The sequence below is a fragment of the Streptomyces sp. NPDC055632 genome (assembly GCF_053618675.1).
In genome coordinates this window covers 488,400-506,761 of the sequence record NZ_JBSHHY010000001.1, presented here as the reverse complement: position 1 = coordinate 506,761, position 18,362 = coordinate 488,400, and the positions used below count along the sequence as shown (strand labels likewise).

At 74.7% G+C, this 18,362-nt stretch carries 10 protein-coding genes; all 10 read right to left on the bottom strand.

Translation table 11 applies throughout. The annotated features are described in order from the left end of the window. Positions 1-9: 9 nt before the first annotated feature. Positions 10-1,203 carry an MFS transporter gene (locus ACWGSR_RS02125; RefSeq protein WP_376232208.1) on the bottom strand — a complete coding sequence of 398 codons (1,194 nt, stop codon included), beginning with the start codon at positions 1,201-1,203 and terminating at the stop codon, positions 10-12. Positions 1,204-1,249: 46 nt separating this feature from the next. Next, entirely contained in the window at positions 1,250-3,229 is a 1,980-nt protein-coding gene (locus ACWGSR_RS02120; RefSeq protein ID WP_453563028.1) for a sigma-70 family RNA polymerase sigma factor, read from the bottom strand. Between the two features lie 431 nt (positions 3,230-3,660). After that, complete coding sequence (locus ACWGSR_RS02115) at positions 3,661-3,933, bottom strand: GlsB/YeaQ/YmgE family stress response membrane protein (protein ID WP_376232205.1); 273 nt, start codon at positions 3,931-3,933, stop codon at positions 3,661-3,663. A 134-nt stretch (positions 3,934-4,067) separates the two neighbouring features. After that, the gene (locus tag ACWGSR_RS02110; protein ID WP_453563026.1) at positions 4,068-5,564 is read right to left on the bottom strand and encodes an MFS transporter; all 1,497 of its coding nucleotides are present in this window, start codon (positions 5,562-5,564) and stop codon (positions 4,068-4,070) included. Between the two features lie 204 nt (positions 5,565-5,768). Beyond that, positions 5,769-6,434: a 4'-phosphopantetheinyl transferase family protein gene (locus ACWGSR_RS02105; protein WP_453563024.1), complete on the bottom strand. Its 666-nt coding sequence runs from the start codon at positions 6,432-6,434 to the stop codon at positions 5,769-5,771. A 6-nt stretch (positions 6,435-6,440) separates the two neighbouring features. Next, a complete protein-coding gene (locus ACWGSR_RS02100) occupies positions 6,441-7,064 on the bottom strand; it encodes an isochorismatase family protein (RefSeq protein ID WP_383429027.1) in 624 nt (207 codons plus the stop codon). A 49-nt stretch (positions 7,065-7,113) separates the two neighbouring features. Then, positions 7,114-8,787, bottom strand: a complete 1,674-nt coding sequence (locus ACWGSR_RS02095; RefSeq protein WP_453563022.1) for a (2,3-dihydroxybenzoyl)adenylate synthase — start codon at positions 8,785-8,787, stop codon at positions 7,114-7,116. Next, on the bottom strand, positions 8,784-9,911 hold the full coding sequence (gene dhbC, locus ACWGSR_RS02090) for an isochorismate synthase DhbC (protein WP_376232296.1): 1,128 nt from the start codon (positions 9,909-9,911) through the stop codon (positions 8,784-8,786). Before dhbC ends, ACWGSR_RS02095 begins: the two co-directional genes overlap by 4 nt. Before the next feature lie 227 nt (positions 9,912-10,138). Beyond that, the gene (locus ACWGSR_RS02085) at positions 10,139-10,912 is read right to left on the bottom strand and encodes a 2,3-dihydro-2,3-dihydroxybenzoate dehydrogenase (RefSeq protein ID WP_376232294.1); all 774 of its coding nucleotides are present in this window, start codon (positions 10,910-10,912) and stop codon (positions 10,139-10,141) included. Between the two features lie 198 nt (positions 10,913-11,110). Next, complete coding sequence (locus tag ACWGSR_RS02080) at positions 11,111-18,358, bottom strand: amino acid adenylation domain-containing protein (RefSeq protein WP_453563103.1); 7,248 nt, start codon at positions 18,356-18,358, stop codon at positions 11,111-11,113. Positions 18,359-18,362: the final 4 nt, after the last annotated feature.

Sequence of the window (18,362 nt, the reverse complement as noted above, 5' to 3'; positions counted from 1 at the left end):
CTCGCCGTCCTACCGGGTCCCCGCCCCCACCGGCCGCCGGAGCAGATAGGCGGCGGCGCAGGCCACGAGCAGCAGCATGCAGCCGGTGAACACCAGGCCGGCCCGCTCCAGACCGAGCGGCCCGCTCAGGAGGCCGACGCCGATCACGGGGAGCGAGATCCCCGTGTACGCGACCAGGAACAGGGTCGAGATCACCGCCGCGCGCCGGTCCTCCGGCGCGGCCCCGGCGACGGCGGACAGGGCCGCGCGGAAGGTCAGGCCCTGTCCGGTGCCGCCGACGACGGCGGCCAGGACGACGAGCGCGAACAGCTCGGTGGCGAGCGCGCCCGCCAGGAGGGCCAGGCCGGCGAAGAGCACGGCGCAGCCCAGGGGCAGGGACCGGGGCACCCCGACGCGGCCGACGGCGAGCTGCCCGGCGGTGGAGGAGAAGAAGGCGAGGGCCACGACCAGACCGGTCACGGCGTGGTTGTCCACGTGCAGGAAGCGCGCCAGGAAGGCGGGGCTGACCGAGGTGAACACCCCGAACAGGGCGAAGCCCACGAAGGAGGCGAGCGCCGCGGGCACGAACACCGGGCGGACCGGCGCGGGCAGGGCGGGCCACCGGGGCCGTACGGCGGACGGGGGCCGGACCTCCCGCACGGTCTCCGGCAGCCGCAGGACGACGACGGCCGAAAGGACCGCCAGGGCGAGGTGCACGGCGAACGGGAGCAGCAGCGGCTCGGGGGCGTACTCCGCGAGCAGTCCCGCGAGCAGGGGGCCGCAGCCGAGGCCGCCCATGTTGGCGGCCGTCGCCACGAGCGTCGCCCGGGACGCGCCGCCCGGCGGCGCCAGGTCCATGACGTAGGCGGTGGCGGCGCCCGTGAACAGCCCCGCCGACAGGCCCGAGAGCAGCCGGCCCGCGTACAGCCACCCCAGGCCGTCGGCGCACAGGAAGCAGACGGCGCTCGCCACCGCGAACCCGAGGCCCCACAGCAGCGTCGGGCGTCTGCCGACCGTGTCCGAGGCGTTGCCCGCCAGGAGCAGCACTCCGATGACCCCGAAGGCGTACACGGCGTACACCACGGTCACCGTCAGCTCGGAGAACCCGAACTTCTCCTGGTAGAGCGGGTAGAGCGGGGTCGGCAGCGTGGTGCCGGCCATGCCCACGACGAACACGGCCCCGCCGAGCAGGCACCGGAGCCACCCTTGACGATCACCAACCATGCCGCCGACCGTAACCCCGGTGCCGGACCCGGCGCGGGACCCCGGGTCAGCGCGCGCCGAAGACCTGGGTCCAGTAGGGGCCGCCGTCGCCCGTGTGCAGGCCGACGCCCAGCTCCTTGAACGAGCAGTTCAGTATGTTCGCGCGGTGGCCGGGGCTGTTCATCCAGGACTCCATCACCTGCTCCGCCGTCCGCTGGCCCATCGCGATGTTCTCGCCGTAGGTGGACCAGCCGTACCCGGTGGCCGTGACGCGCTCGCCGGGTCCGGCGCCGTCCGGGTTGGTGTGGTCGAAGAAGTCCCGCGCGGCCATGTCGTCGGAGTGGCCCTGGGCGGCCCTGGCCAGGAGGGAGTTCCCGGTGACGGCGCCGCAGCCCTCCTTGGCCCGCTCGGCGTTGACCAGGGCGATCACCTGCTCCTCGACGGAGCTGTGGCCGGAGTCCTGCTTCGTGGCCGTGGGGCGGCTCGGGGTCGTCGGCTCCTTCGTGACGGGCGCCTGGGTGGGCCTGCGGGTCGGCTTGGCCACGGCCGGCCGCGAGGTTTGCGGGGCGGCGGCCGTCGTGGTGGCCGGAGCCGAGGCGGACGGGGTGGCCTTGGGCTTGGCGGAGACGGTCCTGCTGGGGCGGGGCGTGCCCGACGGCGTGGCCGTGGGCGTGACCGCGGCCGAGGCGGTGGTCGCCGTCGAGCCCCCGGCCGGGGCCGACGCGGGGACCGTGAGGTCCACGGTCGAGGCGCGCGGCGCGTCCAGGGCCGTCAGGTCGTCCTCGTCGGGACCGTTGACCAGGGTGAAGGCCCCTCCGGTGACGGCGGCCACCGCCATGCTCGCGGCGATGGCCACGCGCCGGCGCCCGCGCTGCTGCTGCTCCCGCCGGCGGCGGCGCGTGGCGCGGGCGCCGCGGGCGCCGACGGTGGGCGATGAGCCCGGTCCGGCCGCTCCCGCCGACTCGTACCCGGCCGGCTCCAGCGGCTCGTACGCGTACTCCGCCGATTCGTGGGCGTATTCGGACGGTTCGTGGGCGTATCCGCCGGCCTGGGGTATTCCGTGGTCGGTCGGTCCCGGCTGCTGGTGACCGCCCTGGTGGCCGGCCGTTCCCGCCTGCTCGTACGAGGCCTGCCCGTACGAGGCCTGCCCGTAAGGGGTCTGCCCGTACGAAGCCTGTCCGGACGGCATCTGTCCGTACGAGACCGGCTCGTACGCGGGGGTGCCGAGCGGGGCGGTCGCGGTGGCGAGGTCGAGGCCCGCCCGCTCGCGGAAGGCCGCGAGCAGCAGTCCGGCCGGGGGGACGAGGAGCAGTCCGGCGAGCAGGCCCTCGGCCGGGTAGAGGCCGTGGGACAGGCCGGCGCAGTGGGCGCACGCGCGGGCGTGCCTGGCTATTCGCTTGCGCCAGAGCCCGGAGGGGCGCCCGTCCCATCCGCCGAGCTCGTACCGCAGGTCGGGGCAGAGCGGGTTCTCGGTGAGGGCCCGCACGACGACACGGGCGGCGTCCAACTGCGCCTTCATGCGCTGGACGCGCACCGCCGTGTGCTCCGGGGAGAGCTGGAGGGCCGAGGCCACCTCGTGACGGGTCAGGTCGCCCGTGCACTCCAGCCACCACAGGGACAGCAGGGCCCTGTCGTCCGGCTCCAGCCAGCGGGTCGCCTCGGCGGTCTCGCGCCGCTGGCCGGAGAGGTTCAGCCGGACCACGGTCAGGCCGACGAAGTCGGCGCCCGGCTGCGGGAGGTCGCGGGCGTCGTCGAGGCCGCCCGTGACGAAGGAGTTCTGCTGCCGGTGCCAGTGGCCCCGGACGACGTTCATCGCGATGGCCACCAGCCAGGACCTGAAGCTGTCCGGGGCGCGCAGGTCGCCGAGCCCGGCGAGCGCCCGCAGCATCGTCTCCTGCACGACGTCGTCCACGTCGTGGTGGCCGTTCATCGCCCGGCCCACGATGTTGTAGACCAGCGGCAGGTGGTGGGTGAGGAGGCGGTCCTGCGCCTGCGGATCCCCGCTCTGCGCGGCCCTGACCAGCTCCGTGAGCTGCTGTGTACTCATGCTCGAATCACCCTGCCTGTTCCGGTCGTCCTCGGGGGCCAACACATGGGAGACCGCCGGGCGCCGGGCCGATAACAGAAATCCCCCGGCTTTCCGGAAAAGATCCGGGAAGCGGGGGTCGGCCGGGCGCGTCCGGCGGATTTTCGGGGCGTCGGCGGAACGCCGTGGCCCGCGGGCGCGCCGGTGGAAGTGACGGGCGACACACGGACCTCCTCGGTGTGCGGGACGGAGCGCCCGGGCGCGGTCGGCCCGGGCGGAAAGCGCGCCCCACGGTAGCGGACGGACCGGGGGAGCGGACCTCCGGCCGCCGGACGCGCGTCGGCCCCGCCCTCGGGGGAACCGGGGGCGGGGCCGTGTGCGGGGCCCGGGGAGGGCCGTGCGCGCGTCGTGCGCGGATCGTGCGGGGGGCCGGGTGACCTGGCCTCACGCCGTCACGCGCGGCGTCGCGAGCCGCCGGTGAAGAGGCGGTAGAGGAGGAGCAGGATCACCGAGCCGATGATGGCCGCGATCCAGGTCGACAGCTCGAAGAAGCCGTCGATGGAGTCGACCCCGAAGATCACCTTGCCGAGCCAGCCGCCGAGGAGGCCGCCCGCGATGCCGAGCAGCGTGGTGATGATGAACCCGCCCGGGTCGCGCCCGGGGGTCAGGGCCTTCGCGATGAGGCCCGCCAGCAGTCCGATGACGATCCAAGCGATGATTCCCATGGTTCCCGTCTCCTTCGCGTGTGCCGTGCGGCCCGTTCCGTGCTTATCGAACGCTTACATCGAACGTTTGCGCCGATTTCGGGGATCCAAACGTCCCCCGGAGGCATCGGGTGTCGGGCGCCCGGCGCCGGACCTCAGGCGTCGGCGGAGGAGGTCGGCCGCACCGTCGACAGGGGCTCCGCGATGTCCTCCAGGGAGCGGCGCTCGGCGTTGACCGCCAGGAAGGCGGCGACGAGGCCGGCGGCGCACATCAGCCCGGCTCCGACCTGGAAGGCGAGGACCGTGTCGCCGACGACGCCGGACGCGGTCAGGTCCGCGAAGAGCAGCGGGCCGCTGATGCCGCCGGCCGCCGTGCCGAGGGCGTAGAAGAAGGCGATGGCCATCGCGCGGGTCTCCATGGGGAAGATCTCGGAGACCGTCAGGTACGCGCTGGAGGCGCCCGCCGACGCGAAGAACAGCACCACGCACCAGCAGGCCGTCATCGTCGTGGCCGTCAGCGAGCCGCGGTCGAAGAGCCAGGCCGTGCCGAACAGGAGGATGCCGGAGAGCAGGTACGTCGACGAGATCATGATCCGGCGGCCGACCGTGTCGAAGAGCTTGCCGAGCAGCAGCGGCCCCATGAAGTTGCCCGCGGCGATCACGGCGAAGTAGTAGCCGGTGCTGCCCGTGGGCACGTCGAAGAACGTGATCAGGATGGTGCCGAAGCCGAACGTGATGGCGTTGTAGAGGAACGCCTGCCCGATGAAGAGCGAGAGCCCGAGGACCGCCCGGCGCGGGTAGGAGTGGAAGACCGTCTTGGCGATCAGGCCGAAGCCGATGCTCTTGCGCTGGTGGATGGTGATCTCGCGGTCCGGCGGGGGCAGCCGGACGCCCTTCTCCTCCTCGATCTCCTTCTCCACGGCGCCGACGAGTTCCTCCGCCTCGTCGCCCCGGCCGTGGATGAACTGCCACCGCGGACTCTCCGGGACGTGCCGGCGCACCAGCAGGATGACCAGGCCGAGGACGACGCCGAGGGCGAAGCTGAGCCGCCAGCCGAGGTCCTTCGGGAAGATGTCGGTGTCCAGCATCACGATGGACAGCAGGGAGCCGCCGATCGCGCCCAGCCAGTAGCTCCCGTTGATGATGAGGTCGACCCGGCCGCGGTAGTGCGACGGGATCAGCTCGTCGATGGCGGAGTTGATGGCCGCGTACTCGCCGCCGATGCCGAAGCCGGTGAGGAACCGGAAGAGGAAGAACCACCAGGTCTCGAACGACAGCGCCGTCATCGCGGTCGCCGCCAGATAGACGACCAGCGTCACCATGAAGAGGCGTTTGCGGCCGTAGCGGTCGGTCAGCCAGCCGAAGAACAGGGCGCCCGAGCAGGCGCCCGCCACGTACAGGGCCGCGGCGACGCCGGTGATCTGCGCGGCGGTGATGTCCAGGCCGCTGCCGTCCTCGGCGATGCGGCCGGCGACGTTGCCGACGATCGTGACCTCCAGGCCGTCCAGGATCCAGACGGTGCCGAGGCCGATCACGATCATCCAGTGCCACCGCGACCACGGCAGGCGGTCGAGGCGGGAGGGGACGGCGGTGGTGACCGTCGACGACTCTTCCGGGCCTGGTGAGGAGGCCCGTGACACTTCAGAAGCCATGGATGGTTCCCTCTCCGTCGCGTGATCCCCCGCAAGACCCCTTCCCCCGGGTGCCCGGAACCCTGTGGGCCATGCGGGTGAACGGCATGCCGGGGCCGGGTGGCGGCGGAGAGGCGACGGAGGGTCGCGGTGCGCCGGGAGGCCGGGGGCCACGGAGCGGAAGGCCGGAGGGGTGTTACGTGCCGGACGAACGGGCCCCGGGCGTCACGCCCTTTCGGGCGGGGAGAGCAGCGCCAGGGCGGCGAGGTGGCCGTCGAGCGGGGGCAGGTCGACGAGGTGGAGGCCGGGGATCCGGGCCGGCCGGGCGGCGGTGCCCGCGTACGGCTCGGCGGCGCCCCGCGCCAAGCCCGTGCCCGAGGCCTTGAGCGCGGCCTCCTTCCGGGTCCAGCAGCGGGCGAACGCGGCCGGCCGGGCGGAGGCCGGGAGGGCGTCCAGCTCCGCCCGCTCGCGCGGGTGGAGGGCGCCCGTCATGTCCCGCACCAGGCCGGCCTCCGGGACCGCCTCGACGTCCACGCCGACCGGCACCGGCGCGACCGCCACCAGGACCCGGTCCCCCGCGTGGGAGAGCGAGAAGTGCGCGGAGTCGTGGCCCCGGAGGTACGGCTTGCCGTGCGGGCCGCCGCAGCCGGCGCACGGCCGCCGGAGGAGGACGAGCCGCCCGGGGGGCTCGCCCACGTGACGGCCCAGGACCAGCCGGAGCAGCACGTGGGCGACCCGGTGCCGGTCCGCGTCCGCCGGGAACCGGAAGCGGGCGGCCCGGGCGCGCTCGTCGTCGTCCAGCACGGACGCGAGCGCGCGGGCCGGGCCCGCGGCCTCCGACACGCGGGCCGTCACCACTCCCGGGTGGCCCGGGACCTCTTCGTGGCGCACGGCGGGTCAGAACACCCGGTCGGTCGTCGTGACGACGGCGCAGCGGCCCGCCGCCCACTCCAGGGCCATCCGGTGCTCGCGCTCGGAGAAGTCGGCCACGGCGTCCGCGACGACGAAGGCCCGGATGTCGCTCATCCACGCGTCGCAGGCCGTCATCAGGACCCCGATGTGCGCGTACACGCCCGTGACCACGAGCTGGTCGCGGCCCTGCTCGCGCAGCAGCTCCAGGAGGTCGGTGCGGACGAAGGCGCTGTACTTCCACTTGGTGAGGCGGATGTCGCCGGGCTCGGGCGCGACGGCGTCCGCGATGGCCACGGCGTGCGGGTCGTCCGGGACGCCGGGGCCCCAGAAGTCCTGCTGGAGGCCGCGCTGCTCGGGCGTCTGCCCGCCGGGCTGGGCGGTGTAGACGACGGGCACGCCGAGCCGGGCGGCCTCCTCGCGGAGCCGGTTCAGATTGGCGAGCAGCGCGGTGAGCGGCTCCGCCTCCGCGTCGAACGGGGTGAGGAAGTGGTTCTGGAGGTCGTGCACGAGGAGCACGGCGCGGTCCGGGTCGACGGTCCAGTCCACCCGGTTGGCCGGCAGGTCGTCGGGGCGGGGCATCGGGTAGGGCGGGACGGCGGGGAGGCTCATGACGGTCCGTTTCGAGGAGGGTGGGGCAGGGGGTGCGGGAGGCGGTCGGTCAGGTGCCCGCGCTCTCCGCGCGGAGGTCCTTCTTGGAGATCTTGCCGACGCCCGTCGTCGGGAAGGCGTCGACGAAGACGATCCGGTCGGGGACCTTGTAGGCGGCGAGCCCGCGCTCCCGCACGAAGCGCTTGAGCACCAGTGCCTTGACCCCTTCCGCGCCCTGACGGCGGATCACGTACGCGCAGCTGCGCTCGCCGAGGTACGGGTCGGGCTCGGCCACCACGTTGGCGTCGTGCACCGACGGGTGGGCCAGGAGGTGGTTCTCGACCTCCTCGGCCGCGATCTTCTCGCCGCCCCGGTTGATCTGGTCCTTGGCGCGCCCCTCGACCACCAGGTGACCGCTCGGGGTGAGCCGGACGAGGTCGCCGGTCCGGTAGAAGCCGTCCTCGGTGAACGCGCGGGCGTTGTGCTCCGGCGCGTTCCAGTAGCCGCGGATCGTGTACGGCCCCCGGGTCAGCAGGTGGCCGGTCGCGCCGACCGGCAGGTCCTCGTCCTCGTCGTCGACGACCCTGATCTCGTCGTCGGGGGAGATCGGCCTGCCCTGGGTGGTGACGACCGTCTCCGGGTCGTCGTCGAGCCGGGTGTAGCAGACCAGGCCCTCGGCCATCCCGAAGACCTGCTGGAGGGTGCAGCCCAGGGCGGGCCGGACCCGGCGGGCCGCCTCGTCGGAGAGCTTCGCGCCGCCGACCAGGAGCACGTCGAGGGTGGAGAGGTCGTACGCGGAGCCGGGGGCGGCGTCGATCCAGGCGAGCGCGAGCGGCGGCACGAGGCCGGTGATGGTCACGCCCTCGTCCTGGATCAGCGGGAACGCCACGTCGGGGGCCGGCCGCGGGCACATGACGACCCGCCCGCCCGCGTACAGGGCGCCCAGCGAACCGGGCGAGGAGAGCGGGAAGTTGTGGGCGGCGGGCAGCGCGCACAGGTACACGCCGTCCTCGTCGAGCGCGCAGATCTCGGCGGAGCCGCGCAGCGAGTAGACGTAGTCGTCGTGCGTCCGGGGGATCAGCTTGGGCACGCCGGTGCTGCCGCCGGAGAGCTGGAGGAACGCCGTCTCGGAGGGGTCGCGGTCGGGCAGGTCGACGGGCTCGGCCGGGACGTCGGCCAGCGCCTCGAAGGCCCCGGCGTCCTCGCCGACGACGAACACGTGCCGCAGCTCGGGGGAGCGGGCGAGGACCGTGGTCGCCAGGGCGCGGTGGTCGAAGCCGCCGTGGACGTCGGGGATCACATAGGCGGCGGCCCCGGTGAAGGAGCAGAAGTAGGAGATCTCCGACTCGCGGTGCGCGGGCAGCGCGAAGACGGGCAGCGCGCCGAGGCGGAAGAGGGCGAAGACCACTTCGAGGAACTCGGCGACGTTGGGCAGCTGGACGACGACCTTGTCGCCGGCGCCGATGCCCCGGGCCGCGAGGCCGGCCGCGAGCCGGTCGGCGCGCAGGTCGAGTTCGGCGTAGGTCCAGGCGCGCCGGGCGCCGCCGGGGCCCGCGTGGTCGACGACGGCGACGCGGTCGGGGTGCGCCTCGGCCCGGGTGCGGAGCATCGTCCCGAAGGTGACGCCCTCCCACCAGCCGGCCGCCCGGTACCGCTCGGCGAACTCCGCCGGCCAGGTGGGGGCGGTGTACGGGACGTCCCCGGACGGCTCCCCGGGGGACAAGGGACGGGTCGGAGCGGTCACAGCTCGGCTCCCACGGCGTGCAGGAAGGTGCGGAACTTCGCGGCGGTCTCGGCGGTCTCGTCCTCCGGCACGGACGCGGCGACGACGCCGGCGCCCGCGTACAGGCGCAGGGTCCGCTCCTCGGTCTCGGCGCAGCGGATGGTGACGACCCATTCGCCGTTGCCGTCCGCGTCGCCCCAGCCGACGATGCCGGTGAAGAAGCCGCGGTCGAAGGGCTCGGTCTCCCGGATGACCTCGCGGGCCAGCGGCGTCGGGGTGCCGCAGACCGCCGGGGTCGGGTGGAGCGAGGAGGCGATCTCCAGGGCCGACACCTCGGGGTGGGCCAGGGTGCCGGTGACCGTGGTGGAGAGGTGCCACATGGCGGCGGTGCGGATCAGCGACGGCCGGGCGGGCACGTCGATGGAGGAGCAGTACGGGGCCATCGCCTGGTGCACGGCGTCGACGACGACCGCGTGCTCGTGCAGGTCCTTGGCGGACTCCAGGAGGGCCGCCGCGCGCCGCACGTCCTCGGCGAGGTCGTCGCTGCGGGGGGTGGAGCCGGCCAGCGGGTTGGAGACGAGCCGGTCGCCGCGCCGGGACACCAGGAGTTCGGGGCTGGCTCCGAGCAGGGTGCGGCCGGGGTGGGTGGGCAGCGCGAAGGTGTAGCCGCAGGGGTCGCGGCGGGCGAGCCGGCGGACCATGGCGGCGATGTCCAGCTCGTCGGTGCCGGTGACCTCCAGGGTGCGGGCGAGCACCACCTTGCTGAACTCGCCCTTCCACATGCGGTCGACGGCGGCGGCGACGCCCTTGGCGTACGCCTCCGGCTCCGGATGGGGGCGGACTGTCCAGGCGCCGGCGCGGGGCGCGTCGGCGGGCAGCGCGACGAGCGGGTCGGAGGCGAGGGCCGGTCCGGTGCGGACCGTCTCGGGCACGACGAGCGCGGCCGGGGCGTCCTGGTCGAAGGGGATGGCGCCCATCACGACGGGGGCGGCGTGGCGTCCGGCGCGGGCCTCGGCGAGGGCGTCGGCCACCCGCTCGGCGATCGGGTCGGTGCCGTGCGGGACCTCGCCCAGCACGCCGTGGGCGAGCAGGGTCCGGGTGGGCGTGGCGAGGAAGCGGTCGCCGGCGCGGAAGGCGTCGAGCAGTCCGGTGGCGGCGCCGACGGCCGAGGACGTGGGGGCGGAGCGGACGGGCGCGGGCGCGGGGACGGGCGCGGGCGCGGCGAGCGGCGCGGGGGAGGGCGCGGGTATGGAGGCGGACGCGGGCGGGTGCGCGGCGACCTGGGGGACCGTCGACACGGGTGGGCTCCTTGGTTCGGTGAGGTGGGTGGGCGGCGCGGACTCCCGGGCCGGGGTCCGCGCCGCGCGGGCCGTCAGCGCAGGGTGGCGCCGCCGTCGACGTAGAGGTCCTGCATGGTGATGTGGCGGGCCCGGTCGGAGGCGAGGAAGACGACCGCCTCCGCGATGTCCTCCGGCTGGGCGATGCGGCGCAGGGGTATGCCGGTGCGGTGGGCGGCGAGATCGCCGTCGAGGACGCTGCCGGGGACGGAGTCGCCGGCCCAGAGCGAGCGCTGCATCGGCGTGTCGGTGGAACCGGGACAGACGGCGTTGCAGCGCACGCCCCGGGCGGCCACCTCCAGGCCCAGACACTTGGTGAAGGCCACGGCGGCCGCCTTGGAGGCGGCGTACACGCTCATGTCCGCGCGGGGCACGCCCGCGGCGTTGGAGGCGACCGTCACCACGGAGCCGGAGCCCCGGTCGGCCATGCCGGCGACGACGGCGCGGGACAGGTGGAAGACCCCGGTCGTGTTGACCGCGAAGACGTCCGCCCAGTCGCGGTCCGTCGTCTCGACGGCCGGTCCGGTCCGCAGCACCCCGGCGACGTTCACCAGGATGTCCACGGGGCCGAGTTCGCGCGAGACGCGCTCCACGGTCTCCGCCACGTCGTCCGCCGCGGTGACGTCGAGCCGGTACGGGACGACCGGCCCGGCGGCCGGGTCCGCGCCGGTGTCCTCGGACAGCCGGGCGACGCTCCGCTTGAGCTCCTGCTCCGAGCGGTCGGTCGCCGCGACGGTGGCTCCGCGCGCGGAGAGGGCGCGCACCACCGCCTCGCCGATGCCCTGGGCGGCACCGGTGACCAGTGCCACGCGGCCCGCGAACTCGCCGCGCGGGCCGGTGCCGTGGGGGCCGGCACCGCCGCCGGTGCCGTTCGGCGCGTCGCCGCCCGGCCCGTCTCCGCCCGGTCCGGGTCTGCCCGGTCCGTTGATATCCGTCACGATCTCTCCTCGTACTTAGGTAAGCCTAGCCTAAGTTTCATCGGTTGCCCATCGGTTCCCAGGGGCCGTTCAAAGGCGTTCGCGCTCCGGAGCCCGCCGAACGGCCCCCGCCCGTACGGGAACCGGGCGCTTTCCTGCGGCGGCGCGCAGCGCCCCGTCCAGGAGCGGACCGATCTCCGCCAGGGCCTCGGGGGCCATCAGCTCGTCGTGGCCCCGGTCGAGGACGTGCTCGGTGAGCGCCCCCGACACGTGCGCCGGCCACACCGTGCCCGGCGCGTCCTCCGGCGCGGTCGTGCGGGAGGCCGTGAAGAAGAGCACGTCGCCGTCGAAGTGACGGGTCGTGCTCCGCGAAAGGAGCCGTACGCAGTGCACGTTGGTGTCCACGATCGCCCGCAGCAGCTCCTCGTCGAACCCGGCCAGCAGGCCCTGGCTGTCCCGGATCGCCGCGACGGCCTCCTCCCGCGTCACCCCGCCGCGCCCGGACTCCTCCGCGCCCAGGCCCGCCACCGAGAGCAGGAAGCCGTTCTCCTCCCGCTCCAGGCGCTCGCGCCAGTCCGGCCCGTCCAGGTACGACCAGTCGTCCCGCTCCGGCGGATAGGCGTCGAGCAGCGCCAGGAAGGCGACCTCCTCGCCCCGCTCCCGGAGCATCGACGCCAGCGTGTGCGCCACCGTCCCGCCGAAGGAGTAGCCCGCGAAGTGGTACGGACCCTCCGGCTGCACCTCCCGGATCGCCGTCAGGTACAGCTCGGCGAGCTCCGCCACGTCGGCCGCGTCCGGCAGCGCCCCGGCCAGCCCCGGCGACTGCACGCCGTACAGCGGCCGGTCCGCGTCCAGGTGGCGCAGCAGCCCCGTGTACTGCCAGCCGAACCCGGACGCCGGGTGGAAGCAGAACAGCGGCTCCTTCGTGCCCCGTTCGCGCAGCGGCAGCAGCACCCGCAGCGCGTCCCGGCGCGAGTCCGACCCGATCCGGGCCGCCACGTCCGCGACCGTCGGCGCCGACATGACCGTGCCCACCTGCACCGGCACGCCCAGCTCGTCACGGATGCGCCCCACGAGCCGCATCGCGAGCAGCGAGTGCCCGCCCAGCTCGAAGAAGTTGTCCTCCACGCCGACCCGCTCCAGACCGAGCACGTCCGCGAAGATCCCGCAGAGCAGCTCCTCGCGGGCGTCCTTCGGCGGCCGGCCGCCGCCCGCGTCCGCGAACACCGGGGCGGGCAGCGCGGCCCGGTCCACCTTGCCGTTCACCGTCAGCGGCAGCGCCGGGAGTTCGACGAACGCCGACGGCACCATGAACTCGGGAAGCGTCGCCGACAGCAGGGCGCGCAGCGCCGCCGTCTCCGCCTCCGGGTCGGTGCGGACCGCGTCCGAGGCGGGCACGGTGTACGCCACGAGCCGCTTCACGCCGTTCGCCCCGGTGTGCACGACCACCGCGGCGGCGGCCACCCCGGGAGCGGCGGCGAGCGCCGACTCGATCTCGCCCAGCTCGATCCGGAAGCCGCGGATCTTCACCTGGTGGTCGGCCCGGCCCAGGTAGTCGATCCGCCCGTCCTCGCGCCAGCGCACCAGGTCGCCCGTGCGGTACATCAGCGTGCCCGGCTCGCCGAACGGGTCGGCCACGAACCGCTCCGCCGTCAGCGCCGGACGCGCGAAGTAGCCCCGGGCCAGACCCGCGCCCGCCAGGTACAGCTCGCCCGGCACCCCGCGCGGCACCGGCCGCAGCGCGCTGTCGAGCACATGGGCGCGGGTGTTGAAGATCGGCCGGCCCACGCAGGACGAGACGCTCTCCTCCACGTCGGCGCCCAGCGCGTTGATCGTGTACTCGGTGGGCCCGTACAGGTTGTAGCCCATCGTCCCCTCGGTCTCCTCCAGGAGCGACCAGAGGGAGTCCGGCACGGCCTCGCCGCCGAGCAGGACCAGCGCCGGACGGTGCCGGTCCGCGTCGAGCAGGCCCGCGTCGACGAGCTGCTGCCCGTACGACGGGGTGACGTTGACGACGTCGATGCCGACCCGGTCGTAGTGCGCCGTCAGGGCCGCCGGGTCGAGCCGCAGCTCCTCGCCGATGACGTGCACCTCGTGCCCGTCGACCAGCCAGAAGAACTCCTCCCACGACATGTCGAACGCGAACGACACCGTGTGCGCGACCCGCATCCGGCGCCCGCCCGCCAGCTTCACTGCCGGGTCGAAGATCCGCTCCCGGTGGTTGAGGAGCATGTTGACCAGACCCGAGCCCGGCACGACCACGCCCTTGGGGCGGCCGGTCGAACCCGAGGTGTAGATCAGGTACGCCGGGTGGCGGCCGTCGCGCGGTTCGGTCAGCTCCTCCTCCGCGACCGGACCGCCGGACAGCCCGGCCAGCTCCGCGACCGTCGCCGGGTCGTCCAGGGCGAGCGGCGGCACGCCGTCCACCACCGGGACCCGGCCCCGCACGGCGTCCACGGTGACCAGGCAGACCGGCACCGCGTCCTCGACCATCGCGGCCAGCCGGTCCACCGGGTGGTCCAGGTCCAGCGGCAGGTACGCCGCCCCCGCCTTCAGCACCGCGAACAGCGCGACCACGAAGTCCGCCGAACGCGGGAGGCCGAGGGCCACCGTCCGCTCGGGACCGGCTCCGCGCGCGATCAGCGCCCGCGCGAGCCGGTTGGCCCGCTCGTCGAGCTCCGCGTAGGTCAGCCGCTCGTCCTCGAAGACGAGCGCCGTGGCCTCCGGGGTCCGCGCCGCCTGCCGGGCGAACAGGTCCACCAGCGGCACGTCCGGCACGTCGTAGCCGGTGTCGTCGCCCAGGGCGAGGAGCTCGGCCCGCTCGGCGGACTCCAGGGTCCGCAGCCGGCCCACCGGCGTCGCCCCGCCCGCCGCGAACTGCTCCACGAGCAGCCGCAGCCGGCCCGCGAGCCGCTCGGCGGTCTCCCGGTCGTACAGGTCGGGCCGGTACGCCAGGCTCAGTTCGAGCGAGCGCTCCGGCGTGACGGCGAGGGTCAGCGGGTAGTGGGTGCCGTCGACGCTGTGCGTCCAGCCGATCCGGTACCGCTCCACCGCCTCCTCGCGCGCCGCGTCGTCGAGCGGCGTGTTCCGGAACACGTACAGCGTGTCGAAGAGCTGGCCGATCCCCGTGCCCTGCTGGATCGGGCCGAGCCCCAGGTAGTGGTGGGGCAGCAGGTCGGCGTGCTCGCCCTGCATCCGGACGAGCAGGTCCCGCAGCGTCTCCGAGGGGCGCAGCGTCACCCGGAACGGCAGCGTGTTCATGAACATGCCGATCATCTGGTCGACGCCCGGCACGTCCGCCGGACGGCCCGAGACCGTCGCGCCGAACACCACGTCGTCCCGGCCGGTCATCCCGGACAGGGACAGCGCCCAGGCCGCCGAGAGGACCGTGTTCAGGGTGACGCCGGAGCCCCGCGCGAACGACCGCAGCCGGTCGCTGACCTCCTCGCCGAGCGCGATGTCCACCACCTCGGCGGTCACCGGCTGCCGCGTCGGATCGGCCGGCGCCACCAGGGTCGCCTGGTCCAGGCCCGACAGGTGGTCGCGCCAGGCGGCCCGCGCCGCGTCCCCGTCGGTGCCCGCCAGCCAGCGCAGGTACTCCCGGTACGGCGTGACCGGCGGCAGGATCTCCTCGCGCCCGCCCGCCCCGTACAGCGCGAACAGCTCCTCGAAGAAGAGCGACTCCGACCAGCCGTCGGTGAGGATGTGGTGCTGCGTCACGCACAGCATCCAGCGGTCCTCGGCGAACTTCAGCAGCGTCACGCGCATCAGCGGCGGCGCCGACAGGTCGAACCGGGTCGCCGCGTCCGCAAGCGAGAACTCCCGCTGCGCCTCGTCCTGCGCGGCCCGGTCGAGCCCCGTCAGGTCGCGGACCTCCCACGGCAGCTCCCACGCGGCGGGCACCACCTGCACCGGGCCCGGCAGGCCCTCGTGCCAGAACGCCGAGCGCAGGTTCGGGTGGCGGCGCAGCATCGCGTCGAACGCCGAGCGCAGCGCGGCCGTGTCCACGGCGTGCCGCAGCTCCACGAAGTTCTGCATCAGGTAGACGTCCAGCGCCCGGTCGTCGTACTGCGCGTGGAAGTACAGGCCCTCCTGGAGCGGCGCCAGCGGCAGCACCTCCTCGGCGCCCGGGAAGACCTGCTCCAGGACCTTCCGGCCGGACTCGTCGAGCTCCACCAGCGGGGCGGTCGCGTCCGGCGCCGCCGTGGCCGCCGCCTTCTCCTCCGGCGTCCGGGCCGCGAGCGCGAGCGCCGCGACCGTCCGCCGCTCGAACACGTCGCGCGGGGAGAGCACCAGGCCCTCCTTGCGGGCCCGGGTCACCAGCTGGATGGAGACGATGCTGTCGCCGCCCAGGGCGAAGAAGTCGTCGTCCACGCCCACCGACGCGAGCCCCAGGACGTCGGTGAAGACCCGGCACAGGGCCTCCTCGCGCTCCCCGCTCGGCGGCCGCGACCCCTCGGAGCCGCCGAACACCGGCGCGGGCAGCGCCGCCCGGTCCAGCTTGCCGTTGACCGTGAACGGCAGCGCGTCCAGGACCACGACCGCCGCCGGGACCATGTGGTCGGGCAGGCTCGCGGCCAGCTCCTCGCGGACCGCCGCCGGATCGGCCGTGCCCGTCACGTAGCCGACGAGCCGCTTCACCCCCGGCGTGTCCTCGCGGACCACCACGGCCGCCGCGCCGACGCCGCCGACCGCCGCGAGCGCGGACTCGACCTCGCCGGGCTCGATCCGGAAGCCCCGGACCTTCACCTGGTCGTCGGCCCGGCCCAGGTACTCGACCTCCCCGTCGGCGCGAAGCCGCGCCAGGTCGCCCGTGCGGTACATCCGCGACCCCGGGGCGCCGTACGGGTCGGCCACGAACCGCTCCGCCGTCAGCGCGAACCGGCCCAGGTAGCCGCGCGCGATGCCGTGCCCCGCGAGGTACAGCTCGCCCGTCGCCCCGGCCGGCACCGGCCGCAGCGCCGCATCGAGCAGGTACGCGCGCGTGTTGCCGATCGGCCGGCCCACCACCGGGGTGGCCGAGGCCGCCAGGTCCGCCGCGAGCGCGTCCACCGTGTACTCGGTCGGGCCGTACAGGTTCACCGACATCACACCGGTCGCCGCCCGCACCGCCGACCACAGCGCCTCCGGCACCGCCTCGCCGCCGAGCAGCAGCAGCGCCGGACGGTGCGCGGCCGGGTCCAGGAGGCCCTGGTCGAGCAGGCCGAGCGCGTACGTCGGGGTGACGTCCATCGTCTCGATCCGGTGCTCCCGCACGTACGACACGACGAACTCGGCGTCCCGCCGGCCCGTCTCGTCCAGGACGTGCAGCTCGTGCCCGGCGACCAGCCAGAACAGCTGCTCCCAGGAGGTGTCGAAGCTGAACGACGCCGTGTGCAGGGCCCGCAGCCGTCGGCCGCCGGTCGCTTCGACCACCGGGCCGAAGACGTCCGCGACGTGGTTGGCGTACAGGTTGGACAGGCCGCCGTGGGTGAGGACGACGCCCTTGGGGCGCCCGGTCGAGCCGGACGTGTAGATGACGTACGCCGGGTGCCCGTCCGCGACGGCGGGGGAGGCGAACTCCGCCGGGGCCGCGGCCAGGGCGGCGGCCGTCTCCGGCGCGTCCAGGACGAGCCGCTCCGGCCCGTCACCGGCCTCCGGCAGCAGCTCCAGACCGCGCGCGGTGGTCACCACGCACACCGGACGCGCGTCGTCGACCATCAGCCCGAGCCGCTCCGCCGGGTAGTCCAGGTCCAGCGGCAGGTACGCGCCGCCGGCCCGCAGGACGGCGAGGATCGCCACCACCGTCTCCGCCGAGCGCGGCACGGCGAGCGCCACCACCGACTCGGGGCCCACGCCCCGGCCGGCGAGCAGCGACGCGAGCCGCGCGGCCCGCGCGTCGACCTCCGCGAAGGTGAGCGACTCCCCGCCGCACACCACCGCGACCTCGTCGGGGGTACGGGCCGCCCGCTCCGCGAACACGTCCGCGACCGTGCCCGCCGGCACGTCCCGCACCGTCCCCGGCCAGCTCCCGCGCACCCGCGCCGACTCGGCCTCCGGCAGCAGGGGCAGCGCCCCGACCGCGGTGCCGGGCTCGTCCGCGATCCGGTCCAGGACGTGGGCCAGCCGGTCCGCGATCAGACCCGCGCGCCGGTCGTCGAAGACGTCCGGGCGGTACTCCAGGCGCAGCAGGGCCCGCTCGTCCAGGGAGACCGCGAGGGTCAGCGGGTAGTGGGTGGCGTCCTCCGCCTCGACCCCGCTCACCCGCACCCCGGCGGCGACGGTCTCGCGCGCCGCCGGGTCCACCGGGTAGTTCTCGATGACGACGAGGGTGTCGAACAGCTCTCCCGCGTCGCTCTGCTTCCGGATGAGCCGCAGCCCGAGGTGGTGGTGGGCCAGGAGGGCGTTCTGCTCGTCGCGGAAGCGTCGGAGGAGCCCCTCGACGGTCTCCTCGTTGCGGACCGAGAGCCGCACCGGCACGGTCGTGATGAACAGGCCGAGCATCGACTCGACGCCGGGTATCTCGTCCGGACGGCCCGACACGGTCAGACCGAACAGCACGTCGCGACGGCCCGTCAGACCGCCGACGAGCAGGCCCCAGGCGCACTGGATCAGGGTGCTCGGCGTGGTGCCCAGACGGCGGGCCGCCGCCGTCAGACGGGCGGTGGCCCCCTCCGACAGCTCCAGGGACCGCACGCCCGGCCGCACCGGGGTGCGCGCCGGGTCGGGCTCCGCGACCAGCGTCGCCTCCTCGACCCCGGCCAGCGCGTCGCGCCAGGCGGCCTCGGCGGCCGGCGCGTCCTGCTCCTTCAGCCACTTCAGATAGGCGCGGTACGGGCGCACCGGCGGCAGCCCCGAGGCGTCCCCGTCCGCCGCGTACAGGGCGAGCAGATCGCCCACGAGCAGCGGCATCGACCAGCCGTCGACCAGGATGTGGTGGACCGTGATCACCAGGCGGTGGTCGTCCTCGCCCACCCGGGCGAGGACCGGGCGCAGCAGCGGCGGCCGGTGCAGCTGGAAGCGGCGGGCCAGCTCGGCCCGGCGCAGCCCGGCGAGCCGGTCCTCCACCGACGAACCTGCGGCACCCGCAGTGCCGCCCTCCGTCAGGTCCACCCGCTCCAGGGCGAAGGGGACCTCCGCCGGCACGAACTGCACCGGCTGCGGCACCCCCTCGTGCCAGAAGCCGGCCCGCAGGTTCGGGTGCCGGCGCAGCAGCGCCGCGGCCGCCCGCTCCAGGCGGTCGGCGTCGACGGGGCCCGCGAGCCCCACCGACACCTGCACGGTGTAGACGTCGGCCGCCCCGTCGTCGTAGACGGAGTGGAACAGCATGCCCTGCTGAAGGGGGGACAGCGGCAGCATGTCC

Excerpts from the sequence above, each read along its gene's own strand:
- ACWGSR_RS02120 (WP_453563028.1), bottom strand. The coding sequence starts at position 3,229 with ATGAGTACACAGCAGCTCACGGAGCTGGTCAGGGCCGCGCAGAGCGGG.
- ACWGSR_RS02110 (WP_453563026.1), bottom strand. The coding sequence starts at position 5,564 with ATGGCTTCTGAAGTGTCACGGGCCTCCTCACCAGGCCCGGAAGAGTCG.
- ACWGSR_RS02115 (WP_376232205.1), bottom strand. The coding sequence starts at position 3,933 with ATGGGAATCATCGCTTGGATCGTCATCGGACTGCTGGCGGGCCTCATC.
- ACWGSR_RS02080 (WP_453563103.1), bottom strand. The coding sequence starts at position 18,358 with ATGCTGCCGCTGTCCCCCCTTCAGCAGGGCATGCTGTTCCACTCCGTC.
- ACWGSR_RS02100 (WP_383429027.1), bottom strand. The coding sequence starts at position 7,064 with ATGAGCCTCCCCGCCGTCCCGCCCTACCCGATGCCCCGCCCCGACGAC.
- ACWGSR_RS02125 (WP_376232208.1), bottom strand. The coding sequence starts at position 1,203 with ATGGTTGGTGATCGTCAAGGGTGGCTCCGGTGCCTGCTCGGCGGGGCC.